The organism is Agreia sp. Leaf335 (genome assembly GCF_001423605.1).
In the GTDB taxonomy this organism is placed as follows: domain Bacteria; phylum Actinomycetota; class Actinomycetes; order Actinomycetales; family Microbacteriaceae; genus Agreia.
Map to the genome: position 1 here is coordinate 129,674 of NZ_LMOQ01000004.1, position 24,297 is coordinate 153,970.

Genomic DNA, 24,297 nt, shown 5'->3' on the forward strand with positions numbered 1-24,297 from the left:
TCCATGCACATCAAACTCACGCTCTCCCGCGGCGGCGGCACCTCGACGAATGTCGCCGTCACGGCGGATGCGACCACCTCGGTCTCGAATGTGGCGGAGGCTCTGTATACGGCCGATCCCAACAACGACGTGCAGGTCGCGCCTCCTCGCCTGACACTGCAGGTCACCGAGACGTCGGGCCAGACCCGCGTGCTCGATCCCCAATCGAATCTGCTCGACTCGGGCGTGCGCTCTGGCTCCACCATCGAGATCCGTCAGCACAGCGACGACTTCAATGCGCCCGGCTCCGATCGGGGCGCGGCCGCGGCCACCCTGCGCGTGCTGTCGGGCCCGGATGCCGGCTCCGAGTTCGCGCTGCCCTTCGGCACCAGCTACATCGGTCGTGAGCGCGGGGTGGATGTGCGACTCACCGACTCGCTCATCTCCAAACGGCACGCCCGCATCAACGTGGGCGAGACCGTCGAGATCACCGACATGAACTCGGCCAACGGCCTGCTGATGGGTGGCGAGCAAGTCGCGCGCACCACTCTGAGCTCGGCTGACGTCGTGGTTCTCGGCGACACCGCGCTGTGCGTCGTTCCCCTGCAGCGCCTCGGCGGCGCGGCCCCCTCGACGCCCGTGATCGAGTTCAACCGGTCTCCCCGCGTGGTCGCCCGCTACCCGGGCGACAAGTATCCTGCGCCCGAACCTCCCGGCCGCCCGCAGCCGCAGCGCTTTCCGATCGTCGCCTTGATCGCGCCGCTGATCATGGGTGTCGTTCTCTACGCCTTCACCCGCAACATCCTGAGCGTCGTGTTCATCGCCCTGAGCCCCCTGCTGATGATCGGTACGTACATCGATCACAAGCTCACGACGCGTCGCCAGATGAAAGACGCGATCAAGCAGTTCACGCTGTCGCTCAAGGCCTTCGTCGACAAGCTGCACGAGCGTCAGCGGCTGCAGCGTGCCGTTCGCCTGGGCGAGGCGCCCTCGGTGGGCGACAGCCTCGAGTCGGCGCATCGGCTGGGCCACCTGCTCTGGACGCACCGACCCGAGCACGGCGCCTTTCTCGCCGTGCGCCTCGGCCTCGGAACGGCGCACAGCCGCGACAGCGTCACCCTGCCTCAGGCCAACGACACCCTTCCCGAGTACTGGGGGCAGCTCGAAGAGGTGGCCGAGAAGTTCTCGCTCATCGACAACGTGCCCATCGTGGCCGACCTGCGCGAATCCGGCGCCCTGGGCGTGGCCGGCAGTCTCGACCTGCGCCGCGGCGTCACGCGCGGAGTCGTAGCTCAGCTCACCGCGCTGCACTCCCCCGCCGAACTCGTGGTCTGCGCCCTCGTGTCACCGGTATCGCGGGAGAGCTGGGAATGGCTCGAATGGATGCCGCACACCGGCTCTCCGCACAGCCCGCTCGCCGGTGATCACCTCGCCGACAACCCCGGCTCGGGACTCGCCCTGCTGTCGCGACTGGAGGAACTGGTCGCTCAGCGCACGACCGGAGCCCCGAGCGCTCGCGGCGCGCTCGAGAGCCCGGATCTGCGCCCGAAGAAAGACGACGAGTCCGACGTTCCGCTGCCCATCACCCCCGCCGTCATCGTGATCATCGAAGACGACGTGCCCGTCGACCGGGGCCGGCTCAACCGCCTCGCCGAGCGGGGCGCCGACGCCAACGTGCACATCGTGTGGTCTGCGCCATCCATCGCCCACCTGCCGGCCGCGTGCCGCAGCTTCGTCAGTGTCGATTCGGATGTCGCGGGCGGCACGGTCGGCCAGGTGCGGTTGGGCGAGCACACCTACCCGGTGGTCTGCGAGACGGTCGAGCTCGAGGCCGCCCACCGCTACGCCCGCCATCTCGCCCCCGTCGTCGACGTCGGATCGCCGATCGACGACGAGTCGGATCTGCCGCGTTCGGTGTCGTATCTGTCGCTCGTCGGCCCCGAGCTCGCCGAGCAGCCTGATGCGGTCGTCGAGCGCTGGCGCGAGAGCAACTCGATCGCCCTCCGCGACGGTTCGCCTCCCGTGCGGCGCAAGAAGGAGGGCTCCCTGCGGGCCCTCGTCGGCCACAGCGGAACCGAGCCCTTCTACCTCGACATCCGCAACCAGGGTCCGCACGCGCTCGTCGGCGGAACGACCGGAGCGGGAAAGAGCGAGTTCCTGCAGTCGTGGGTGCTCGGCATGGCCGCGGCGCACTCCCCCGACCGCGCGACCTTCCTCTTCATCGACTACAAGGGTGGTGCCGCCTTCGCCGACTGTGTCGCCCTGCCGCACACCGTGGGACTCGTCACCGACCTCTCGCCGCACCTCGTGCGCCGGGCGCTCACGTCGTTGCGGGCGGAACTGCGCTACCGCGAGCACCTGTTGAACCGCAAGAAGGCGAAAGACCTGGTCTCGCTCGAGAAGACGGGCGACCCGGAGACTCCGCCGAGCCTCCTGATCGTGGTCGACGAGTTCGCTGCGCTCGTGCAGGAGGTGCCCGAGTTCGTGGACGGCGTCGTCGACGTCGCCCAGAGAGGCCGGTCGCTCGGACTGCACCTGATTCTCGCGACCCAGCGCCCTGCCGGTGTCATCAAGGACAATCTGCGCGCGAACACGAACCTGCGCATCGCCCTGCGCATGGCCGACGCGGAAGACTCCTCCGACATCCTCGGAACGCCGATGGCCGCATACTTCGATCAGTCGATCCCCGGGCGCGGAGCTGCCAAGACCGGTCCTGGTCGCCTCGCCTCGTTCCAGACCGGATACGCCGGAGGCTGGACGACGAACGAACCCCCGCGTCCGCGCATCGACATCAGCGAGATGAACTTCGGCGCCGGAGCCGAGTGGGAGGTGCCGGAGGTCGAGACGGTCGAGGCGTCGGACCCGGGGCCGAACGACATCGCGCGACTCGTCGCATCCATTCGCACGGCGGCCCGCAGGGCCGACATCCCCGACCCGCGCAAACCGTGGCTCGACGAACTCGCGGCGGTCTACGACTTCTCGCTGCTGCCCAACCCGCGCAACGATGAGCGGCTGCTGCTCGGCGTCATCGATGAGCCCGAGAACCAGATCCAGCCCACGGTGTTCTACGAGCCCGACCGCGACGGCAACATGGCGGTCTACGGAACCGGTGGCTCGGGCAAGAGCGCCACCCTGCGCACGATCGCTGTCGCAGCGGCCGTGACGCCGCGCGGGGGCCCGGTGCACGTCTACGGCCTCGACTTCGGATCGAGCGGCCTCAGCATGCTCGAGGAGCTGCCCCACGTGGGCGCCATCATCGACGGCGACGACGAGGAGCGGGTCATCCGCCTGCTTCGGATGCTGCGCGACACCGTCGACGACCGCTCGGTGCGGTACTCGGCCGTGCGGGCCGGAAGCATCGGGGAGTACCGGCGGATCGCCGGGGTTCCCGAGGAGCCGCGCATCATCGTCTTAGTCGACGGTATCGGCGCGTTCCGCGAGCAGTACGAGTTCGGCGGGCACTCCGCCTGGTTCACCACGTTCGCCCAGATCGCGAGCGACGGCCGCCAGGTGGGCGTGCACATCGTGATCTCGGGAGACCGCCCCAACTCGGTGCCCGCATCGCTCGGATCGACCGTGCAGCGACGACTGGTGCTGCGCATGGCCAGCGAGGACGATTATCAGCTGGTCGGCGTTCCGAAAGACACGCTCACCGCGATCTCGCCCCCCGGCCGCGGCCTGATGGGCGGCAACGAGATCCAGATCGCCGTGCTGGGCGCAGACCCCAACGTGGCCATCCAGTCGCGAGAGGTCTCGAAGCTGGCGGAGGCCATGCGGCGCCAGGGAATCCCCGAGGCGCCGCCCATCCAGAAGCTGTCCGACTCGATCCCGCTCTCGAGCCTTCCGGCCTCGGCGGGCGGACTGCCCGTGATCGCGGTGCGCGACGACAATCTCGCGCCACTCGGAATCGCGCCGCGGGGAGCGTTCATGGTGTCGGGCTCGGGCCAGAGCGGTCGATCGACGGCGCTCGCGACCATGGCCGCCGCTCTGCGACGCGCGCAGCCCGGCATCCGCATCGTGCACATCTCGCCGCGCAAGACCTCGCTCACTCCCCTGCCGTTCTGGTCGATGTCGCTGTCTGATCCTGCTCAGATCACCGCGTTCGCCGACGATCTGCAGGGGCAGCTCGACGCCGGCACGCTGCGGCCCGAGACTCTCGCGATCTTTGTGGAGAACATCGGCGATCTCACCGGGACGATGGCTGAGAACGACATCGACCGACTGATCAAGCGGGCGCTGCGTGACGACGTCTTCGTGGTCGGCGAAAGCGAGACGGCCACCTGGTCGGCCGCGTGGACGCTGGCCGGCTCGTTCAAGGGCGCCAAGCGCGGCCTGCTGCTGGTTCCGGGCGAACTCGACGGCGACACCCTGCTCGGCACGTCTCTCGGCCGCTTCCGCCGCGCAGACCTTCCGCCGGGGCGCGGTTTCCTGGTTCAGCAGGGCCGGATCACCAAGGTTCAGGTGGCGCTTCCCGACGCGTGAGAAGGGCCGGGCAGAGGCATGGGGAGTTCTCCCCATCGACTCCCCTTGGTACCTCGCCCTAGTCTGAACACGTGAGATCGACTCACAGGATGTAGCGAAACCGGATCCGCCGGATCGCCAGGAAAATAAGGAGAAAACAATGGCCGTATGGGGTCTTGACGTTGACCAGGTTCGCAGCCTCGGAAAGCAGCTCAACCAGCAGTCGCAGCAGGTCCAGACGATCCTGACGACGCTCACCAGCGCACTGCAGAGCGTGCAGTGGACCGGTCCCGACGCGGAGAACTTCCGCAGCGAGTGGAGCGGCACCCACACCGCCGCCCTCAAGCAGGTCATCGCCGCACTCGAGGACGCCTCGCAGAAGGCAGCAAAGAACGCTGCCGACCAGGAGAGCACCTCGAACGCGTAACACCTCTTTTTCTGAAGATCCGGCCTACGGATTCGCAGGACACAGGCGGGGCTCTCGCGGGGGCAGCCGAGGCCATCACCACCATCGAGCGCATCGCACGCGCCACCGCCTCGGCTGCCGCGGAGCTCGGCGGCAGACTGGTCTTCGTGCGCGGCTCCGCCCGCACTGGCACGTGCTCTCGACCACGGCAGCGTTGCTCGCCACGGCCAAAGAGGTGGCGCAGGGCGAGTTCCGGCCGAATGTCGTCGTGGCGATCTCGCGCTTCGGAACCGGTTACACCCTCGACACGGCGATCCAGTCCGTGATCGACAAGGTCGGCTCCATCGAAGGAGTCGCGGAGTTGGGTCGCGATCGCCCTGAGGTGCTCGGCCGCGCTGGCTTCCGCATCGAGTTCAGCTATCCCGATGCCCGGGCCGGCACGCTCATCCAGGCCGTTCGCCTGGCTCTCGTCTCGAACGGGCCCGCCCTCGACCTGGTGCAGGTGACGGCGACGGCTACGGCCGCACAGGCGATGGAGATCTGGCCCGAGATCCGCGCGATCCAGGCCAGTGCCACCCTCTCGTGAACGTGCGAACGCCCGCTCCCTGAGGGGAGCGGGCGTTCGCGTTCTCAGCGCTTCAGCGCCTCGGGTGTCAGCTTCGACGCAGGCGTCGTCTGGTCATGCCCATTGTCAAGGCCAGGCCCGCCGCCAACGCGATGCCGCCGATTACGGCCAGGCCGCCACCGTCGAATCCGGTCGCAGCGAGGCCTGAACGTGGAGCGCCGCCGTTACCGCCCGCGCCGTTACCGCCCGCGCCGTTGCCGCCGGGCGTCGTCGGCACCGGTCCCGTCGGCGATTCGATCACGACCGTGTACGTCTCTGAATCATCGTCGGCGTGGCCGTTGTTCGCCGTCACCGTGAAGGTATAGGTGCCCGGGGTCGTCGGCGTTCCCGTGATCTCGCCGGACGGCGACAGCGTCAGGCCGGGAGGAAGCTCGCCCGTGACGACGGTGTAAGTAGGCGTCGGCGACGTGGTCGGCGAGGTCGTGAAGTCGTACTCGTACGGGGTTCCTGTGGTGCCCGACGGTGGTGCCGGCGAGGTGATGTCCGGCGCGCAGCCGGTCGGCCGGGTGATCACGTTGGTGTCGAGCGTGACGGCGCCGGTGTTCGCGAGCAGACGGCCTTCGACGCTCGCGGCGGCGTTGGCCGTGATCGAAGCCTGCGCCATCACGGTGCCCACGAAGGTTGCTCCGCTGCCGATGGTGGCCGACGTCCCGACCTGCCAGAACACGTTGCAGATGCTGGCGCCACCGATCAGCTGCACGGTGCTGCCCACGTTCATCACAAGCGAACTCGAGGCCTGGAACACCCAGACGGACTCTGCGCCGCCGGAGAGGGTGAGCAGGCCGCCCGACGAGAGGTCGAGTGCGTTGCCGGAGTACACGCCTGGGGTGAGGACCTGGCCGGCGAGCTGAGACAGCCCGGTGGCCTGAGGGGTGAGCCCCGCAGCGGTGTTGTACGCGGCCGTCAGCGCGGACTGTGCGTCTCCTACACCAGGATCTGTTCGGATTGTGCCGGTTCCATTGACGATGGAGCCCTCCAGGGGCGGGCCGCCGAAGCCGGTGATTCCCGCGCTGCCCGTGTCACCACTGAGGCCGACATCGCCGGTCACCGTGGTGGGTCCCGTGTTGGTGACGGTGCTGGCCGCGAGAACGCCATAGCTGGAAGCCAAGCCCAGGTTGATCGGGCCACCAGCTTCGGGCGGAAGAGCCTGCGCACTACCAGAGAAGCCCAGGACCATGGCGGTGCCGAGAGCCACGCTGGCGAGGCCGACAAACGCGTAGCGATGGCGTAGAGTACTAATGAGCAATTGTCAGACCCCCAAGGTCTTCACGGATTGATGCTTCCCGCAACAGAGCGGGAACGCGACACAAACCTCCTGCTTTGAGTAGACCATGCGAGGCGAGTTCTGCAATAGCAGTGACATTGGACCGGCAGTGGTGTATCACGCGCGAGGAGCCATCTGCTCCGATTCGTAAGATTCTCCGCGAGGGAGAACGTCCAGGATCGACCGCGGTAAACTAGCGGGGTTCTCGAACTCGAAAGCAGGCCGCGCGGTGACCACCCAGCACGCCACGCTCGAGGCGCAGTCGCCCTACTGGGGTGTTCCGATCGCCCGGGCGATTCCGGCGATCGTCGTAGCCCTCGTTGTGACCTTCACGCCGAATCATTCGAGCGTCGTCGGACTGCTGGTCTTCGGTGCCTTCGCCCTCGCATCCGGCCTGCTCACCGGCATCCTGACTCTGCGCACCGTGCCCGCGGGCACGAGCCGCACCCTTCTTCTCACCCAGGCCGGTACCAGCCTCGTGGCCGGCGTGCTCGCCCTGGCGCTGCAGGGCTTCGGGCTCGGCTTCCTGCTCTATCTCGTGAGCGTCTGGGCCGCGATCACCGCCATTCTCGAACTCGTGACCGGTCTGCGCTCGCGGGGTGACGCGCCCGCCAAAGACTGGATCGCCATGGGAGGCCTCACCGGCGTCCTCGCGCTGGTCTTCCTCCTCCTTCCGCTCACAGACCTGGTGGCCGTCGGCCTCTTCGGCGCATACGGAGCGGTTCTCGGAATCTACCTCGTCATCGCGGGCCTCTCGCTCCGCTGGGGCACGCAGGCCGAAGCCCACACAACAAAGGAATCAGTGACTCCGCAGGTGCAGAACCCGTGACCCAGCCATCCAAGCGCGACGTCTTCAAGCCGGTCGAACTCATCGTTCTGTCGGCGGTGATGGCCCTGTTCGTGGGTCTCGCCGTTCTGCTCTCCACGCGCAATCCGCTGCTGGCGGTGATCTTCTTCGGCGTCGCGTTCATCGTGGTTCTTGTTGTGATCGCGATGATGGTGTTGACGTTCAAGCCGAATAAGTCGGAGCAGACGGAGCTCGACGATGACGAACTTCCGCCTTCTGGGCACTAAGCGTTTTCTGTAGGGCGCGGCTCGGGGTGTGCGTTTTCAGCTCAGACAATGACTGTGACTGACAACCGCTCCGCGGCGCTCGTTCCTCGCGCTGCTTCGGGTCATCAGCCACAGCCATAACTCGCAAGAAAACGCACACCCCTCCCCGCGCCGAGTTCGCTTCGCTCCCCGGGTGGTGGTGTTTGGCTAGCTGAGGGCTTCTTTCAGGGTTTTTAGGGACTGCTGGGCCGTTCTGCGGACGTCTTTGTCGGGGTCTCGGAGAAGGGACTCCAGGGTGTCTTGAGTTGCGGGGTCGCCTGTGGATGCGAGTGCTCGGGCTGCAGCGGAGCGGACTCGTGCGTGGTCGTCCGTTGTGAGGGTCGTGAGGGCCTCGGGGGCTGCGATCGCACGCAGGGCCGCCACCTTGGCGCACATCTCGCGTACGCGCCATGCCTGGTTGCCGAGCCCGGCGATGACGGCGGGCGCCGCAGCATCCGACCAGACGTAGTTCAGGGCGCGGGCGCCCCACAGCTCGGGCCAGTAGAGCGAGGGCGCACCGGCGAGGATGCCGTCGGCGTGCGGACCTCCGACGACGCGAAGGAACTCCTCGCCCTCATAGCCGCCCTCGAGCAGGGAACGCGCGCGCAGCACGACCGAGGTCTCGCCCTCGCTGTCGACGGCGGCCTGGATGCGCTCTTCGAGCGACGCGGTGTGGTGGGACGGGGTCTCGCTGTCGTGTGCCATAAGACACCAAGGCTACCGCGGGCGCCCGAGAGGGCTCAGAGGATGTGCTCTACCAGCGCCGAGGAGATTCCGACATAGGTGTGCGGGGTGAGCGCGAGGAGGCGCTGCTTGGCGGCGTCGCCGATGTCGAGGCCCTCGACGAAGGTCGCCAGGTCGGTGGCCCCGATGCGCTTGCCGCGGGTGAGGTCCTTGAGCAGGGCATACGGATCGGTGATCGACGAGCGTCCCGCCGTGATCTCGGCCCGCACCACGGTCTGGATGGCCTCCGCCAGGACCTCCCAGTTGGTGTCGAGGTCTTGGGCGAGCAGCTCTCGGTTCAGCGAGATCTGGCCGAGACCGGCGGTGATGTTCGACAGGGCGAGCAGCGAGTGGCCGAGGGCCACGCCCACGTTGCGCTGCGTGGTCGAGTCGGTGAGGTCGCGCTGCAGGCGGCTGGTGACGAGGGTCTGCGCGAGCGAGTCGAGAAGAGCGCTCGACAGCTCGAGGTTGGCCTCGGCGTTCTCGAACTTGATCGGGTTGATCTTGTGCGGCATGGTCGACGAGCCCGTGGCGCCGGCGACGGGGATCTGCGTGAAGTAGCCGAGCGAGATGTAGGTCCACACGTCGGTGCACAGGTTGTGCAGGATGCGGTTGCCGTGGGCAACCTGGGAGTAGAGCTCGGCCTGCCAGTCGTGCGATTCGATCTGCGTGGTGAGGGGGTTCCAGGTGAGACCGAGCGAGGTCACGAACTCACGCGACACCGCCTGCCAGTCGAGGTCGGCCTCGGCGGAGAGGTGCGCCGCGAACGTGCCGGTGGCTCCGGAGAACTTGCCGAGGTATTCGGCGGCCTCGACCTGCTTGCGGATGCGCTCGAGGCGGTACACCGTGACGGCAAGCTCTTTGCCCATGGTGGTGGGCGTAGCGGGCTGTCCGTGGGTGCGGGCGAGCATAGCGTCGAGGCGGTACTGCACCGCCTGAGCGCGCAGCTCGTCGACGACCGCACGGAAGGCCGGCAGCCAGACCTCGGTCACGGCATCCCGGATGACGAGCGCGTAGCTGAGGTTGTTGATGTCTTCGCTGGTGGCCGCGAAGTGAGTGAGCTCGGCGATGTCGTTCAGGCCCAGTTCGCTGAGTCGGCGACGCACGTAGTACTCGACCGCCTTGACGTCGTGCTTCGTGGTCGACTCGAGGGCGCCGAGCTCTGCGACCTCGTCGTCTCCGAAGTTCGGGGCCAGCTGGCGCAGCTGCCGCTGCTTCTCGAGCTCGATCGGCGTCGATCCGAAGAGCGAGTGATCGGTGAGGTAGATCAGCCATTCCACCTCGACCTGAATACGGGCGCGGTTGAGCCCGGCCTCCGACAGAAACTCTCCCAGTTCAGAGACGGCAGACGCGTAGCGGCCGTCGAGGGGGCTGAGGGGCTGGGGGGAAAGAGCGCTCATGGTTTCGGGTAACTCCAGTGCTGGGCGGCCGTCCGGCCGCGTCGGTCAGGCGTGGGTGGATGTCTGCGGCGCGCGGAACGCCGGCTCGAGCTGGGCGAACAGCGCCGAACAGGCGCGTTCGATCGTGCCGAGCACGGCCGCAAAGGTCGCTGCGTCGGCGTAGTAGGGGTCTGGAACGTCGAGCTGACGACCCGGATCGGTGTCGAAGCTCGTGAGCAGCCTGATCTTCGACTTATCGGAGTCGCTCGACGCCCAAGAGCGGATCGCCCGTTCGTGAGTGCGGTCGAGGGCGATGATCAGATCGAGCGCGTCGAACGACGACGAGTCGAATTGCTTGGCCCGGTGCATGGATGCGTCGTAACCGCGTTCCGCCAGCGCGTCAATGGTGCGCGGGTCGGCCTGCTCCCCTACATGCCAGTCGCCCGTTCCCGCACTGGTCACCGAGACGCGATGGCTGAGACCGGCCTTCTGCACGAGGTCGCGCAACACGATCTCGGCCATGGGAGAACGACAGATGTTGCCCGTGCAGACCATGCAGACCCGAAAGACCCCAGGGGGAATCTCGGTGGCGTCGTGGGGCATGACTCTATCTTGGTGCAGTTTCCTCTCCTCCACATCAGTGGTCTCCTCGTCGGCACTCCCCCGATCTCTGACGGGTCGGCGGTGCGACCGAGATCGGCGGCGACACTGGTGGCGTGACAGATCAATCGAACCCGCTCTCGACCCATGTGCGCCTCGCGCTCGAGCACGACAGGGCCGCCGTGCAGAGACTGAGCGTCGAGCTTTGCACCGAGCTGCTGCCCACCTTCGTACGCGACGATGCGCCGGGGTGGCAGGGTCTCGCTCGGCGGTCGTTCGATATGCGGTGCGACCACGTGGCAGCCGACGTTCGTCGCGTGTCGTCACATCTCGACGATGTCGCGGGCCTGCTCGCGGGTGCCATCGAGAGGCTCGACGCCACGCCATGAACACAGACACAGAAGAACTCGTCGTGTCGGGCGGAGGCAGCCTCGCGGTGTCGACAGACGAGATCGCGACGACCGCTTTTCGGCTCAGGTTCATCGAGGCAGAGGCGCTCGCGGCGGCCACACGGCTGAGGGCGCTCCACCTCTGCCTCGATCCGCTGGTCGCGGCTCAGGCGCCGACGGTGCCTGCCCTCGCGGCGCAGGCCGCAGCCGATCTCGAGAACGCGTCGCGCTCGGCCGGTGAACTCGAATTCTCTCTGCGGCTGGCTGCCGAAGCCTATGGCATGGTCGAGAACGCGATGGTCGACGGAATGCGAATGACCTCCGGCGTCGTCGGCAACGTTCTCGGGCACATCGCGCCTTTCCTCCTCCTGGCGGGTGCACCGTTTCTCGCCGGGGCGGGTTCGGGTGTCCTCCTGGGCCTGGCCCTGAGGCCGGGCACCTCGACCAATCCGGCCGACGTCGCGAAGTGGATGCGCGAGCATCCGGAACTCGCCAACAACCCGGCCGTCACGGCCGCCGTGCGACTGCTCTTCTCGTCGAGCGACGACATCATCGCGGGCCTCCTCGGCGTTCCTCCCGGTGCCGGCGCTGTCATCGGCGACGACGGGCTCGGCCTCTTCGGCATCAGGCAGGCAGCGGGGTTGGTACTCGTCGCTGCCGGTGCCGTGGGTGCGGCCGGGGCGCGCGGCGCGGGGCGTAGCCCTCTCGTCGAGACGCCGGTGAGAACGACCCGCGTCGCGACCTCGTCGGTCACCGCGCCGTCGAGCATCTCAGAGCTGGCCTCGCGCATGCCCGCCACGAGCACGACCGGTTCGCAGATCAAGATCGAGAAGTATGCCGATGCCGAGGGCAACCCGTCGTACATCGTCTACCTCGGCGGAACCGTCGACATGAACGCGATGCCGGCCGGTGAGGCCTTCGATATGACGAGCAATATCGAGTCGATGAGCGCGGGTGACGGTGCTTCGTACCGTGCCGCGGTCGAGGCGATGCGCGATGCGGGTATCCAGCCCGGTGACCCCGTCTTCGAAGTCGGATACTCGCAGGGCGGTCTCCTCGCCGTTCAACTCGAGCAGTCCGGCGACTACAACGTGCAGGGTGTCGTGACGCTGGGGTCGCCGGTGGGTCAACTCGAGACCACGGCCCCCACGCTCGCGGTCGCGCATACAGAAGATCTCGTTCCGGCCCTCGGTGGCCTCGACACGGCATCGGGCGACGATCGCGTACTCGTTCGCCGCACGCTCTACGACGATGCGCCTATTCCCACAGGCGATGCGTTTCCGTCACACGACCTCGGTGCCTATCGAGAGACGGCCGGGCTGATCGACTCGTCGCGAGATCGCAGGGTGCAGAAATTCATCGACGATGCAGCGCCGTTCCTCTCGGGCACGGCGGCGGGCACGGCGACCGAGTACAGCGCCAAGCGGGTAGACCCATGAGCCGGGTAGACCGATGAGCCGAGTCGTGGTCGCTCGTGTCGGCGCAGGGCGACGCGCTCTGGTGTCAGTCCTTGTCGCGCCCCGCGAGGGGGCGAAGAATCGAGCCGATGATCGCCGAGAGGATGGCGAGCACGAGGGCACCGAGCACCGCCCAGCCGAAGCCCTCCACGTTCAGGCCGAAGCCGAAGAGCTGCGAGAACCACGCGGCCAGCATCAGCAGGAGGGCGTTGACCACCAGGGAGATCAGGCCGAGGGTGAGGATGTACAGGGGGAACGCGACGACGCGGATCGCCGTGCCGACGATGCCGTTCACCACACCGAAGATCAGCGCCACGAACAGAAACGAGAGAATCGTGCCGATCGTGTCGTCTTGGAAGGGGTCGACGGTCACGCCCGTGACGATGAGCGTGGTCAGCCACAGGGCGATCGCGTTGGCCACCAGAGAGACGAGGAATCTGCGCATGCGCCCAGTATTCCAGTTCACCGGCTAGCTCGACAGCGCCTCGTACGCCCTGTCTCGGCCGGGGACAGCGCGCAACTCGGCGCCCAGCAGGCGACTGCGGTCGTCGACCGCAGTATCGGCGAGCAACGACGCTGCTGCAGACCGCAGCTCGTCGACCGATGCCGTGTTGGGGGCGAGCGCGAGGCCGTAGCCGCGTGTCTCGATGGCTTCGGCTCCCGCGAACTGGTCTGTCGAGAAGGGCAGCACCAGCATGGGTACCCCGGCGGTGGCCGCCTCGGTGACGCTGTTGTTGCCGCCGTGCGTCACCGCGAGCACGGCGTGCTTCAGGATGGTGACCTGCGGCAGGAACTCTCGCACGAGCCAGGTGTCGGGCAGCTCGCCCAGCTCGTCGCGGTCGGCCGAGCCGACGGCCAACGCCACACGCACGTCGAGCGGCTTCAGCGCATCCGCCACCCGCGCCAAGACATCGGCGCGAACAGAGAGAAAGCTGCCGAAGCTCACGTAGACGATCGGTGCGCCTCCCCGGCTGAGCCAGGCATCGACCTCGGGGTCGACGGGCTCGTCGCGCACAGCGGAGCCGAGAAAGGCATGGGTGGGAAGCAGAGCCGTGCGTTCGGGGGCGTGCAGCTGACCGGGGTAGTTGAGCAGCAGAGTGTCGCCGTGCTCGGCGAAGGCGTCCTGCGACGGAGCCGCGCTGGCATTCAACACGGCCAGCGCCTCGTTCCACTGTTCGGTGAAGCGGTCGCGCACGCGCACGCAGCTCGCGCGCAGGCGCTCGAGCGCGTCTCGATCCGGGTCGAAGGCTCGAGGCCACGAGGTCGGATGCCCATATACCTCACCGGCTATGGGTAGCGCCGTCGGGTGGCCGAGCACGACATCGGCGTGACGCACGCCCGCGGCCTGCAGTGCGAGCCGGGCCGTGAAGGCGAGGTGATCGACGATCACCGCATCCGGTCTCACGTCGTCGACGATCTTCAGAACGGCGCTCGCGGTGTCGAGCGGCTGCCAGAGCAGATCGGTCGTGCGCTGAGACGCCTGATAGGCGAGGGTGTCGACGAGTCCCCGACGGGTGGCGTCGAAGAACCCTCGCAAGGAGTCGTCTTCGCCCTCGGGCTGCTCCTCGGCGCGGATCGTTCCAGGATTGGAGCCGCGGCCGAGCCGCAACTCCGTGCCGCGAAAGCCGAACGACGAGACGATCGACGAGGTGGCAGGCCCGGATGCGACGACCACGTCGTCTCCCCTGTCGCGCCAGGCCGTGGCAAGCGTCGCGAGCGGCAGCAGATGCGAGGCGTAGTCAGGGCTGATGACCAGCAGCGTCACGACGCGTTGCCCGTGCTCGACAGAGACATACCCTCGAGGCGCCTCTTCTCGGCCACGCCGATGTACACGCGCTCCAGAGCCGTGGCCATGGCCTGCACCGTGAACCGCTCCCGAACGATGCCTCGGGCCGCGTCGACCCGGGCAGCGTCGTCGCGTGCGGCGATCTGCAGAGCCTCGGTCATTCCCCGACGCACTCCCGTCGCCGATCCGGTGTCGACCAGGATGCCGGTGACGCCGTCGTCGACATATGTCGCGGGTCCTCCCGCATCGGGCGTCACCACGACGAGTCCTGCCGCGAGGGCCTCGAGAATCGCGATGCCGAACTCCTCTTTCAGGCTGCCGCACACGTAGATGCCGGAGGCGCCGATGAGGTCCCCTGATCCAAGGCGGGTCACCGCGAGCCAGCGTGACACGACGTCGTTGGGGCGATGCCCGGCGAGAACGAGGCCGTCGGCGGCCCGCGGGTTCTCACGCAGCACCCGGTCGATGGCGTCGAGCTGCGACTGCTCGTCGGCCGAGGGGGCCAGCAGGTCTCCGCCGACGATCACGAGGTTGCAGCGTTCGAACAGGGCGGGATCCGTGGCCCAGGCCTCGACAATGGTGGCCATGCCCTTCACCCGGTGCAGACGGCCCACGCTGAGAGCGATCGGCAGACCCCGACGGTGCTCTGGCAGCGCGACGATCAGCGCATCGAGCTCATCGATGGCTGCGTGCTCGTCGGCCGCACGGGTGCCGTTGCGTGCTTCGACCTCGAGGAGAGCATCGTCGATGGTGACGAGGTCGATTCCCTCGGGCACCACGGTGTACTGCTCGGGCGACTCGTCGATGTCGATGCCGAGCAGCTCCTGCAGTTCGTCGCGCACGGCGGGCCGCGGAAACAGCACGGTGTGCTCGGCGTCAGCTGCCAGCCGAGACACGAGGCGATGCCGGAACCAGTAGTGCTCGTGCTCATCGACGTCGCCGAAGTTGGCGGCCGTCAGCGAGCCGGCGACGTCGAGTGCGCGGATGACGCCGTGCGGATCAGGCGCGAGGGTAAAGACGACGGGGATGTTCAACTCGCGGGCCACGCTCGACGCGGCCATGCTGCCGACATCGGCCATCCGAAGATGCAGCACGTCGACGGGGCCGAGCGCGATGAGAGCGCGACGGATGCCGCGTTCGGCCGCGACCCTGGTGTGCCAGGAGCGGGCCTGCGGGCTGGGCTCTGAGAGCAGGGGAACGGGAACGAAGTCGTGGTCGGCACCCGTGCGCGCCGCAAGGTCGAGCAGGCTGTCGGCCGCGGCGCCGGCGTCTCCGCGAGACATGGTCAGAACGCGCTCGATGCCGTCGAGATTCGCGAGGGCGTCACCGAGACGCACGAGGAGTGTGGCCACTCCCCCGTTGTCACCGGCGCCCGCGCGAGTGAGCCCGCGGTCGATGTCGGCGTGCAGAAACAGTTGCGCCACGGTGAGCCCGTCACCGAGTCGGATGGCGGCGGGCGAGTCGCCCAGATCGATCAGGGCCAGTCGGGCTGCGTCGGCGATCGCTCGCGAACCGCTCGCTCCGGCATCGCTGTCGATGGAGGCGAGTTCGCGGACGAGGCTCAAGCCACGCTCGTCGCCGCGTCGGTCGCCCAGGCCGGCGATCGCGGCGATGCGAACGTCATCGGGCTCCGTAGAGTCCGTAGCCAGTTCGCGCAGGGCGCGCCCGGCCACCCGGCCGGAGACCAGGCCGAGGGTTTCGACGACCCGGGTGCGCGCGCCCACTTCGCGCTCGGCGACGAGGGCACCCTCGAGCGCCAGTGCGATCTGATCCGGAGCCGAGACTGCCCACTGCTGGAGCGTGCGCTGGGCGAGCATGCCGGTGAAGCCCGCCTGCACGACGCAGCCCACGAGACGCGAGACGGCATCCAGTCGCGGGAGCCTGCTGCCGAAGGCCCAGGCGGCGTGCTCTCTCAGAAACGCGCGATCGCTCGACAGCAGCTCGGACAGGGCGTCGTCGGCCTCGTCGTCAAAGACCCGACCGAGGGCGTGCACCGCGGCGATCGCCACGAGCTGGTTCTGCTCGTCGTCGATCGCTCGACGCAGGATGCCGACGGCCTGGCGACCGCCCGCGCGCGACGCGGTCAGCGCGAGATCATCGGCGGCACGCACGACGTCGAGGAGAAACGGAGTTCGACGAAGACGGTCGAGGGCGGCGGTCAGTTCCATCGCGGGGATGTTTCCATGGTGCGGTGATCCGAATTCGTGAGAAAGATATGTCTCGGGTCTATTCGGAGCCGTCGCGGCGACGGATCGGACTCGGACGTTTCCGAGTACACGCGACTTCTTCTCGAGCTGCAATGCCATTGACAGGCAGCCGTCAAGCCCTCTCTGGGCGCCTCGCATGTGCGAAGGTGGAGTTTATGGCACTCACGCGTAACGCTTCGGCTCGCGCGGCCGAGGTGATGGCTCGCAACAATGTGCACATCTCCGGCCCCGATGACGCACCGCTCCTGGTGTTCGCGCACGGTTTCGGCTGCGACCAGACCATGTACTCCCATCTGTTGCCCTACTTCGAAGGGCGATTCCGCATCGTTCTGTTCGATCACGTGGGGTCGGGCAGGTCATCCCTCGCAGACTACGACGCCGTCAAGTACTCGACGCTCGATCAGTATGTCGACGATCTCCTGGAGCTCTGCGACGCATTGCAGCTCAGCGACGTGACCTTGGTCGCGCACAGCTTCTCGGCGCTTTTGGCCATCGCCGCCGCGGTGAAGTCTCCCGAGATCTTTCGCAATCTCGTCCTCCTCGCGCCGACTCCGTCGTACATCGACGACGACGAGACGGGTTACGAGGGCGGATTCACCCGGGAAGACATCGACGGCCTCATGGACTCGCTCGATGACAACCATCTTGCTTGGGCCGCGATGATGGCCCCGGTGATCATGAAGAACCCGGCTGTGCCGGAGTTGACCGAGCAACTGGAGCAGAGCTTCTGTCAGGTCGACCCTCGCGTGATGCGCACGTTCGCCCGAGTCGCGTTCCTGTCGGATGTGCGCCCCCTGCTTCCACGCGTCGACGTGCCCACTCTCATCGTGCAGTGCACGAACGATTCCCTCGCCCCACTCCACGTGGGCGAGTACATGCAGAATCACATGCCCCGTGCATCGGTCGTCGTTCTCGAGGCGGAGGGGCACGTGCCGCAGGTGAGCGCACCCGACGAGACCTCCCGCGCGATCCTGCACTTTCTCGACGAGCGCTGACCGTGGCGACAGACGTGCCTCTCGCGGTCGACTACGAGACCCTGTTCCGGGCGGGTCCGGGCGGTATCGTCATCGCGGATTCGAGCAACACGATCGTGCAGATCAACGATCACATGCTGGAGTGGATCGGCTTCTCTCGAGAAGAGCTGGTCGGGACCTCTTTCACTCGTCTCCTTCCGGCCGCCGACCGCATCCTTTTCTCAGCGCGCGCGATGCCGCTGCTGTTTCTCGACGGGCGCGTCTCCGATCTGTCGTTCAATGTGCTCGGCAAGGACCGCGTCGCGCGGCCCGTTCACCTCTCGGCCTCACGAGTCAATCAGCGGCCTGAGGCGGGAGAAGCCCCATCTCTGGTCGGGACGACGGTCTTTCTCTTCACGCCCCGCCGGGAGCGCACGGCGGAGCAGGAGCATCTCATCAGCGCGGTGCGGCACGCCGAGAAAGCCGACGCGCTGAGGCGGGAGGCCGAATACGACCTCGCTCGATCAGCCCAGTTCGATGCGCTGACGTCTCTGCTGAGCCGCGTCGGTCTGATGCCGCGGCTGGCCGACATGGTGAGGAACGCCCCGCCCGCCTGCGACCTCGTGACCTTCGTTCTCGGACTCGACCACTTCAGGGTCGTGAACGAGAGCCTCGGGCAGGCGGCCGGAGACCAAGTGCTGAAGGCGGTGGCAGACCGCCTGCTGGCTCTCACCGACGAGGGCTCTCTCTGCGCTCGAGTGGGAGACGACGAGTTCGTCGTGGTCGGACCGGGATCGGCTCGCGGCGTGTCCTTCGCGGACACGCTTCTCGACATCGTGAGTGCGCCGATCCTGGTCGACGACCTCGACATCGTGGTCACCGCGAGCATCGGGGCATCGGAGAGTCCCATCACGACCGCCGGAGGGATCGCGCCCGCAAGCCTCGCTGAGACGCAGGTGAGACAGGCCACGTCGGCGATGTACCAGGCGAAGGCGACGGGTCGCAATCGGTGGAAACGATTCACCTCGGTTCTCGACGACTCGGCGATCAACGAGATCCGCCTCTTGGGTGAGATTCGAGCCGCCCTCGCCGATGGACAGTTCCGCCTCGAATACCAGCCCCAGCTCGATCTCGAGACGAGGCGGCTCCACGGCTACGAGGCACTGATGCGGTGGGACCACCCAGAACGCGGCGTGATCGGGCCGGCCGGATTCATCGACGTGGCCGAGAGGTCCGGTCTCGTGAATCAGCTGGGTGCGTGGGCCTGTCGCGTCGCGATCGAGAGGTGCCTGCAGCTCAACGCGTCTGCGGATGCGCCGCCCATCACGGTGTCGGTCAACGTGTCGGCCCGCCAACTGGGCGATCCGCGCCTAGCCGAGGTGATCGGCGAATTGCTCGCCGAGAGCGGTCTCGACCCCGCCCTGCTCACGCTCGAGATCACCGAGACCGGCCTCATCACAGACAGCCCTGGCGCTCATCGCAACCTCGAGCTGCTGCACGGCCACGGAGTACGGCTCTCGATCGACGACTTCGGCACGGGTCACGCCGGTTTCGCCTACCTCAAGGACTTTCCGGTCGACGAGCTCAAGATCGACGGTTCATTCGTGGCCGGGCTCGGCGACTCCGCCGAGGACGAGGCCATCGTCGCGAGTTGCATCGATGTGGGCCATGCCATGGGCCTCTCCGTGGTCGCCGAGGGAATCGAGACGCGCGAGCAGCTGGATCGGCTCGCTGAGATGGGCTGCGACGTCATCCAGGGCTACTTCTACTCCAAGCCGCTCCGCGACGACTCTCTGGATACGTGGCAACCGTCGATCTGACGCTCAGCCCGACCGGCGTCCGCAGGCTGTAGCGTCATGCGTATGCCCGTGACCGACGCCCCGATTCCCCCGTACGACGGGCCACGCGGCATTCTGCTCGCCGACAGGCTCGACCTGGCCGCGCGCCTGTTCGTCGCCACCTTCCTCGGGCAGAAGACGTCTACCCTGCCCCGGGTAGACCTCGAGGTCGTCGGCATGGCCGGCCTCCAGGGCGAACTGGCAGCGCTCGGCGGATACACGATGGGCTCGTTCACGCTTCTCGCGACCAGACAGCCGTGGGCCATCACCACCCAGTTGGCCCTCGAGTGCGTCCTCATCTGGGAGCGGGCGTCGATAGCGGCTCGTTACGCGGACCAGGTCGTCGTGCTCGAACCGGGCATGCGCATCCTGGTCTCGAGCGAGCCGGAGGCCGCGGCCGATCGGGCGATGTCGCGAATCAGGCCCACGACATGAGCGACGAGAGCCGGTCGAAGGACTTCACGGGCTTCTGGCATCGCGCCGGTGTGCGCGCGACCGTCGTGCTCGTCATCTTCATCGTCGTCTGCGCGCTGACGGGGCTCGTCGGCTCATGGGTGTTCGCGCCCGCCGTCGGCTGGATAGCGGCCGCGGGCACCTTCACCGTCTGGGTGTGGTCGTCGGTTCTGCGATTGGATGCCGCCGATACGGCTGCGCATGCCAGTCGCGAGGATCCGTCGCAGCGGTTGGCGCAGACGCTGTTGATCCTCGCGAGCATCGCCAGCTTCGGCGCCATCGCACTGCTGCTGATCGAGGCGGGAAAGCTCGGCGAGAGAGCCACGCTCGGGCTGATCGCCACTGCCCTGGCCACACTGGCGGCGTCGTGGTGGCTGGTGCACACCCTGTACACCCTGCGCTACGCGGGGTTCTACTATCGCGCCGGCGGGGCCGGCATCGAGTTCAACCAGAAGGAGTCGCCGCGGTATCTCGACTTCGCCTACCTGGCGTTCACCCTCGGCATGACATTCCAGGTTTCGGACACCAACATCACGAGCTCGGTTCTGCGCGCGGAGGCTCTGAGGCATGCGCTGCTGTCGTTCCTGCTCGGCGTGGTCGTGGTCGCCTCGACGATCAACCTCGTATCGAGCTTGCTGAACTGAGCGCGGGCGACGCCGGCCCTGTCGACGAGCGCTCGATGAGCTCAGGCAGCGACTGGGGCAACTCGGTCGCGCGGTCGCCATCGATGCGCGCCAGCAGCGTGCTGAGCATGTCGCGACCGATCGTCTCGAAATCCTGGCGCACTGTCGTCAGCGGGGGAGAGACATATGCCGCTTCGGGAATGTCATCGAATCCGATGATGCTCATATCGCCCGGAACGGTCAATCCACGCTCGTTCAGGGCATGGATCAAGCCGATCGACATTTGATCGTTGGCGGCGAAGATCGCCGTGAGTCCCGTGAGATCGCAGGCCTCGCCGAATCGGTGACCGGATGACGGGGACCAGTCGCCGACGCCGATCACCCGAGCAGACAGGTCGTTCGCGCCCAGCTCGTCGCGCCATCCGCGCTCGCGCTCGCGCGCGTCGACCGAGTCTGCCGGGCCGGCGAGATGCGCGATGCCGCGATGACCCAATCGGATGAGGTGCTGCACGGCGTTACGAGCACCGTTGTACTGATCCGCTCCCACCGTGGCGAGTCCAGCATGAGGGGTCGCCTCGAGGGCGACGAGGGGAATCGTCAACTCCATGCCGGCCACTACGTCGACCGAACCCTCATGGCCCGAGATGACGGCGATGCCCTCGACGTTCTGGCGGAGGAAGGCTTCGACCGCCCCTCGGATCGAACCGGGATCGCTGTCGGTCATGTTTGCGGTGAAGACCGACCAGCGAGCATCGCGCGCCGCCGCGTTGAAGTACAGAACCGTCGACGACGGCCCGAACTCAGGCCCGCCCGTGGCGATCAGCCCGATGGTTCTCGAGCGTCGCGTGACCAATGCCCGGGCCGCGGGGGAGGGCACGTAACGCAGTTTCTTGATGGCCTCTTCGACCCGCACGCGTGTGGAGGACCGCACGTTGGGCAGATCGTTGACCACCCGGGAGACGGTCTGATGCGACACGCCCGCGAGTCGGGCCACGTCGAAGATCGTCGCTTGGCGCGGCGCCTCTTCCGTCACGTAGTCCACCTTATCCAGCGACACGCCCGTGATCGTGTCGTGAATCGAACACTAGTCGACCAGAGAGCGCGATCAGTCATCATCGCCGTCGCCTGAGTTCTCGGCGATGATCGTGAGCAGTCGCGCCACCGTGAGGTCGTGGTTCTCGAGGTCGGCGACTTTTCTCTTGTCACGCAAGATCGCGACGCGGTGGCTGATGCGCAACACCTCTTCGAGCTCGGCCGAGATGAAGACCACAGACAGTCCGTTGTCGGCCAGATCCGAGACGAGGGTCTGGATCTCGGCCTTCGCTCCGACGTCGATTCCCCTCGTCGGTTCGTCGAGCACAAGCAGTCGCGGCGCGATGGCCAGCCACCGTGCGAGCAGGACCTTCTGCTGATTTCCTCCCGACAGTGTGCCCATCAGCGCGTCGGGGTCGGCGGGCCGGATATTCATGGCCTGGATGTAGCTCGCCGCGAGTTCGTCTTGGCGACGGCGGGGGATGCGCCGGAACCACCCCATGTCGGCCTGCAGGGCGAGGGCGATGTTGTCGCGCACAGACAGATCGCCGATGATCCCCTCGGTGCGGCGATTCTCGGACGCGTAGGCGATGCGGTGCTGCATGGCTGTGCGCGGGTTCGTCAGCTTCTCGGCACGGCCGTCGATCAGCAGTTCACCGCTGTCGGAGCGGTCGATGCCGGACAACAGCCGAGCGAGTTCGGTGCGGCCCGAGCCGAGGAGACCGGCGATGCCGACGACTTCGCCCTCGTAGACGCGCAGGTCGAAGGCCTCGATCGCTCCTCGGCGGCCGAGTCCTATGGCGCTGATCAGGGGTTCTTCGTCAGAGAGACCCTCTTCGACATCGCTGTTGCTGGTGTGTTCTCGAATGGTGGTCAATGCGGGCAGGTCCTTGCCGACCATCTTCTGCACCAGATCGATGCGAAGCAGATCGGGGGTGAGGTACTCGCCGACGAGGCGACCGTCGCGCAGAACCGTGATGCGGTCGGAGATTTCGTAGACCTGGTCGAGGAAGTGCGAGATGAAGAGGATCGCGACGCCGGACTCCTTGAGGCCGGCGATGATGCGGAAGAGCTCGGTGACCTCATCGTTGTCGAGGCTGGATGTCGGCTCGTCGAGCACGAGCACGCGAGCCTCGACGTAGATTGCTCGAGCAATGGCGATGAGCTGCTGGACGGCGGGGGAGTGGTCGGCGAGCATCGACCGGGGATCGATGTCGAGCCGCATCGTCGCCAGCAGCTCTCTGGTTCGCTCGTGGGCGGTGCGCCAGTCGATGCCGCCGAAGCGGCCACGGGGCTCGCGGCCGAGCATGACGTTCTCAGCGACCGACAGATTGGGCAGGAGGTTGACCTCCTGGTAGACGGTGCTGATCCCGGCGCGTTGGGCCGCTCCCGGTGTCGAGAACGACACCGGCCTGCCGTCGAGTTCGATCGTTCCGCCGTTGATCGGCTGCACACCGGTGAGTGCCTTGATGAGCGTGCTCTTGCCGGCGCCGTTCTCACCCATGAGCGAATGGACCTCGCCCGGGAAGAGGCGGAAGTCGACGCCGTCGAGGGCTCTCGTAGCGGTGAAAGTGACCGACACGTCGGTGAAGCGGACGACGGGCTCGGCCTCGTTCACTCTCGCCTCCAGCGAGGAGTCATCACAGCGAACCTCCTCGTTCGTGCACGCGAGGACGCGTGCTCCCACGGGGAATGTTAGGGCTCACATTTGGCATGCACAAGTCGAGACGACTTACCGGGCCCGGTGATTCGACGGCCCTGGCTCCGTTGCAGATTCGTTACCAAGGCCATGGCTGCACTTGCTTGACACAAGGATCAGGACGCGGATATCGTCTCGGCTAAGCAAACTGTGAGCGCTAACAACTTTTCACAAAACGCCGAAGGATCTCAGGGACGAGATGACAAGCTCCCCTGGAGAGCCGCCCGGCCAAGCGAATTGTTAGCCCTCACAACCAAAGCCCATTGCATCAATCACGGTTCACATTCACTCCGTCGGCAACTCCCTAGCCGACGGGTCTCAAGGAGGAGATCAATGTTCAAGGCACCTCGATTCAGGTCCATCGCAGGCCTCGCTCTGGTGGGGGCATTCGCCCTCGGCCTGAGCGCCTGCTCGGCAAGCGGCGGCGGAGACGACGCCTCGGGCGACGGAAACGACATCAAGACCATCGGGTTCGTCGCGGTCGGCCCCGAGGGCGGATGGCGCACGGCCAACGAGAAGAACATCCAGGACTCGTTCTCGAAGGAGAACGGATTCGAGCTGAAGTACGCTCCGGCCACCAACGGTGACCAGAACTCGCAGATCACGGCGTTCACCTCGTTCATCGATGAAGACGTCGACGCGATCCTGCTGTCGGCCACGGAGGCCACCGGCTGGGAGAGCATCCTCGAGCGCGCCAAGGAGGCCGAGATCCCCGTCGTGCTGCTCGACCGCGGCATCGAGCCGAACGACACCGAGCTCTACACGAGCCACATCGCTCCCGACAACGTGGGCATCAGCGCCTCGGCCGCCGAGTGGGCCAACGAGCAGTTCCCCGACGGCGGCAACTACGTCGTGCTCGAAGGACCTCCCGGACTGTCGGTCGTGAACGACCGCAACAAGGGTTGGGACGAGACGATCGACTCCAAGCTCACCAAGCTCGAGAGCCAGTCCGCCAACTGGTCGACCGAAGAGGCGAAGAGCGTCTTCGAGACGATCCTCAAGGCCAACAACAACAACGTCCAGCTCGTGTTCGCACAAAACGACGAGATGGGCCTCGGCGCCGCACTGGCCGTCGAAGAGGCGGGCCTGAAGCCCGGCACCGACGTGAAGATCATCACGATCGACGGAACGAAGGCCGCTCTCGAGGCCCTCGCAGCAGGTCGTCTCAGCTTCGTCGCCGAGTACAACCCGCTGTTCGGTGACACGGCCATCGACGTGGTGAACAAGGCCCTCGCCGGTGACAAGGTCGAGTCCGACATCGTCGTTCCCAGCGTTACCTTCGACTCGCCCGAGGCCGCCACCACGGCGCTGCCCGACCGCAAGTTCTAATT

At 66.9% G+C, this 24,297-nt stretch carries 21 protein-coding genes; 12 read left to right on the plus strand and 9 right to left on the minus strand.

Going from position 1 to position 24,297, the window contains the following annotated elements; genetic code table 11:
- Positions 1-3 precede the first annotated feature (3 nt).
- From ASF79_RS15070 to ASF79_RS15080, 3 genes are all read left to right on the plus strand, one after another.
- Entirely contained in the window at positions 4-4,461 is a 4,458-nt protein-coding gene (locus ASF79_RS15070) for an FtsK/SpoIIIE domain-containing protein (RefSeq protein WP_055856433.1), read from the plus strand.
- Between the two features lie 139 nt (positions 4,462-4,600).
- On the plus strand, positions 4,601-4,867 hold the full coding sequence (locus ASF79_RS15075; RefSeq protein ID WP_044441009.1) for a WXG100 family type VII secretion target: 267 nt from the start codon (positions 4,601-4,603) through the stop codon (positions 4,865-4,867).
- A gap of 172 nt (positions 4,868-5,039) precedes the next feature.
- Positions 5,040-5,432 carry a hypothetical protein gene (locus ASF79_RS15080; protein ID WP_055856438.1) on the plus strand — a complete coding sequence of 131 codons (393 nt, stop codon included), beginning with the start codon at positions 5,040-5,042 and terminating at the stop codon, positions 5,430-5,432.
- A gap of 67 nt (positions 5,433-5,499) precedes the next feature.
- Here the strand turns inward: ASF79_RS15080 and ASF79_RS15085 are convergent, their stop codons facing one another.
- Positions 5,500-6,666, minus strand: coding sequence for an ice-binding family protein (locus ASF79_RS15085; protein WP_055856440.1), 1,167 nt, complete (start codon positions 6,664-6,666; stop codon positions 5,500-5,502).
- Between the two features lie 298 nt (positions 6,667-6,964).
- Here ASF79_RS15085 and ASF79_RS15090 point away from each other — a divergent pair, with 298 nt between their 5' ends.
- Together ASF79_RS15090 and ASF79_RS15095 are read left to right on the plus strand one after the other, a co-directional pair.
- A complete protein-coding gene (locus ASF79_RS15090; RefSeq protein WP_055856443.1) occupies positions 6,965-7,564 on the plus strand; it encodes an HdeD family acid-resistance protein in 600 nt (199 codons plus the stop codon).
- Positions 7,561-7,809, plus strand: coding sequence for a hypothetical protein (locus ASF79_RS15095; protein ID WP_235480662.1), 249 nt, complete (start codon positions 7,561-7,563; stop codon positions 7,807-7,809). The genes ASF79_RS15090 and ASF79_RS15095 overlap by 4 nt, the downstream gene beginning before the upstream one ends.
- A 186-nt stretch (positions 7,810-7,995) precedes the next feature.
- On the opposite strand, the gene ASF79_RS15100 is transcribed toward ASF79_RS15095, so the two are convergent.
- The 3 genes from ASF79_RS15100 to ASF79_RS15110 are packed head-to-tail and all read right to left on the minus strand — an operon-like array spanning position 7,996 to position 10,532.
- Positions 7,996-8,532 carry a HEAT repeat domain-containing protein gene (locus ASF79_RS15100; protein WP_055856447.1) on the minus strand — a complete coding sequence of 179 codons (537 nt, stop codon included), beginning with the start codon at positions 8,530-8,532 and terminating at the stop codon, positions 7,996-7,998.
- Between the two features lie 35 nt (positions 8,533-8,567).
- Entirely contained in the window at positions 8,568-9,950 is a 1,383-nt protein-coding gene (purB, locus tag ASF79_RS15105; RefSeq protein WP_055856451.1) for an adenylosuccinate lyase, read from the minus strand.
- A gap of 45 nt (positions 9,951-9,995) precedes the next feature.
- Positions 9,996-10,532, minus strand: a complete 537-nt coding sequence (locus ASF79_RS15110; protein WP_055856456.1) for a low molecular weight protein-tyrosine-phosphatase — start codon at positions 10,530-10,532, stop codon at positions 9,996-9,998.
- A gap of 113 nt (positions 10,533-10,645) precedes the next feature.
- Between ASF79_RS15110 and ASF79_RS15115 the strand changes: the two genes are divergently transcribed.
- A complete protein-coding gene (locus ASF79_RS15115; RefSeq protein WP_156366287.1) occupies positions 10,646-10,918 on the plus strand; it encodes a hypothetical protein in 273 nt (90 codons plus the stop codon).
- A complete protein-coding gene (locus ASF79_RS15120) occupies positions 10,915-12,357 on the plus strand; it encodes a hypothetical protein (protein WP_055856462.1) in 1,443 nt (480 codons plus the stop codon). Before ASF79_RS15115 ends, ASF79_RS15120 begins: the two co-directional genes overlap by 4 nt.
- Positions 12,358-12,421: 64 nt before the next feature.
- Here ASF79_RS15120 and ASF79_RS15125 read toward each other — a convergent pair whose 3' ends face one another.
- The 3 genes from ASF79_RS15125 to ASF79_RS15135 are packed head-to-tail and all read right to left on the minus strand — an operon-like array spanning position 12,422 to position 16,329.
- A complete protein-coding gene (locus ASF79_RS15125) occupies positions 12,422-12,820 on the minus strand; it encodes a phage holin family protein (protein WP_055782779.1) in 399 nt (132 codons plus the stop codon).
- Positions 12,821-12,844: 24 nt separating this feature from the next.
- Positions 12,845-14,140, minus strand: coding sequence for a glycosyltransferase (locus tag ASF79_RS15130; protein ID WP_055856465.1), 1,296 nt, complete (start codon positions 14,138-14,140; stop codon positions 12,845-12,847).
- The gene (locus ASF79_RS15135; RefSeq protein WP_055856468.1) at positions 14,137-16,329 is read right to left on the minus strand and encodes a glycosyltransferase; all 2,193 of its coding nucleotides are present in this window, start codon (positions 16,327-16,329) and stop codon (positions 14,137-14,139) included. The genes ASF79_RS15130 and ASF79_RS15135 overlap by 4 nt, the downstream gene beginning before the upstream one ends.
- A gap of 194 nt (positions 16,330-16,523) precedes the next feature.
- Between ASF79_RS15135 and ASF79_RS15140 the strand changes: the two genes are divergently transcribed.
- Genes ASF79_RS15140 through ASF79_RS15155 form a run of 4 tightly spaced genes read left to right on the plus strand, consistent with a single transcriptional unit; the run spans position 16,524 to position 20,256 of the window.
- Positions 16,524-17,363 (plus strand): alpha/beta fold hydrolase, encoded by an 840-nt coding sequence (locus ASF79_RS15140; protein WP_055856471.1) that lies wholly within the window; start codon positions 16,524-16,526, stop codon positions 17,361-17,363.
- A 2-nt stretch (positions 17,364-17,365) separates the two neighbouring features.
- Positions 17,366-19,141: a putative bifunctional diguanylate cyclase/phosphodiesterase gene (locus ASF79_RS15145; protein ID WP_055856474.1), complete on the plus strand. Its 1,776-nt coding sequence runs from the start codon at positions 17,366-17,368 to the stop codon at positions 19,139-19,141.
- 42 nt (positions 19,142-19,183) lie between these two features.
- Positions 19,184-19,594 (plus strand): hypothetical protein, encoded by a 411-nt coding sequence (locus ASF79_RS15150; RefSeq protein WP_055856477.1) that lies wholly within the window; start codon positions 19,184-19,186, stop codon positions 19,592-19,594.
- On the plus strand, positions 19,591-20,256 hold the full coding sequence (locus tag ASF79_RS15155) for a DUF1345 domain-containing protein (RefSeq protein WP_082495961.1): 666 nt from the start codon (positions 19,591-19,593) through the stop codon (positions 20,254-20,256). Before ASF79_RS15150 ends, ASF79_RS15155 begins: the two co-directional genes overlap by 4 nt.
- On the opposite strand, the gene ASF79_RS15160 is transcribed toward ASF79_RS15155, so the two are convergent.
- Together ASF79_RS15160 and ASF79_RS15165 are read right to left on the minus strand one after the other, a co-directional pair.
- Positions 20,228-21,292, minus strand: coding sequence for a LacI family DNA-binding transcriptional regulator (locus tag ASF79_RS15160; RefSeq protein WP_200933589.1), 1,065 nt, complete (start codon positions 21,290-21,292; stop codon positions 20,228-20,230). The two genes, ASF79_RS15155 and ASF79_RS15160, sit on opposite strands and share 29 nt — an antisense overlap.
- A gap of 48 nt (positions 21,293-21,340) precedes the next feature.
- On the minus strand, positions 21,341-22,885 hold the full coding sequence (locus tag ASF79_RS15165) for a sugar ABC transporter ATP-binding protein (RefSeq protein WP_055857241.1): 1,545 nt from the start codon (positions 22,883-22,885) through the stop codon (positions 21,341-21,343).
- A gap of 414 nt (positions 22,886-23,299) precedes the next feature.
- Between ASF79_RS15165 and ASF79_RS15170 the strand changes: the two genes are divergently transcribed.
- Positions 23,300-24,295 (plus strand): ABC transporter substrate-binding protein, encoded by a 996-nt coding sequence (locus ASF79_RS15170; protein ID WP_055782762.1) that lies wholly within the window; start codon positions 23,300-23,302, stop codon positions 24,293-24,295.
- Positions 24,296-24,297 lie beyond the last annotated feature (2 nt).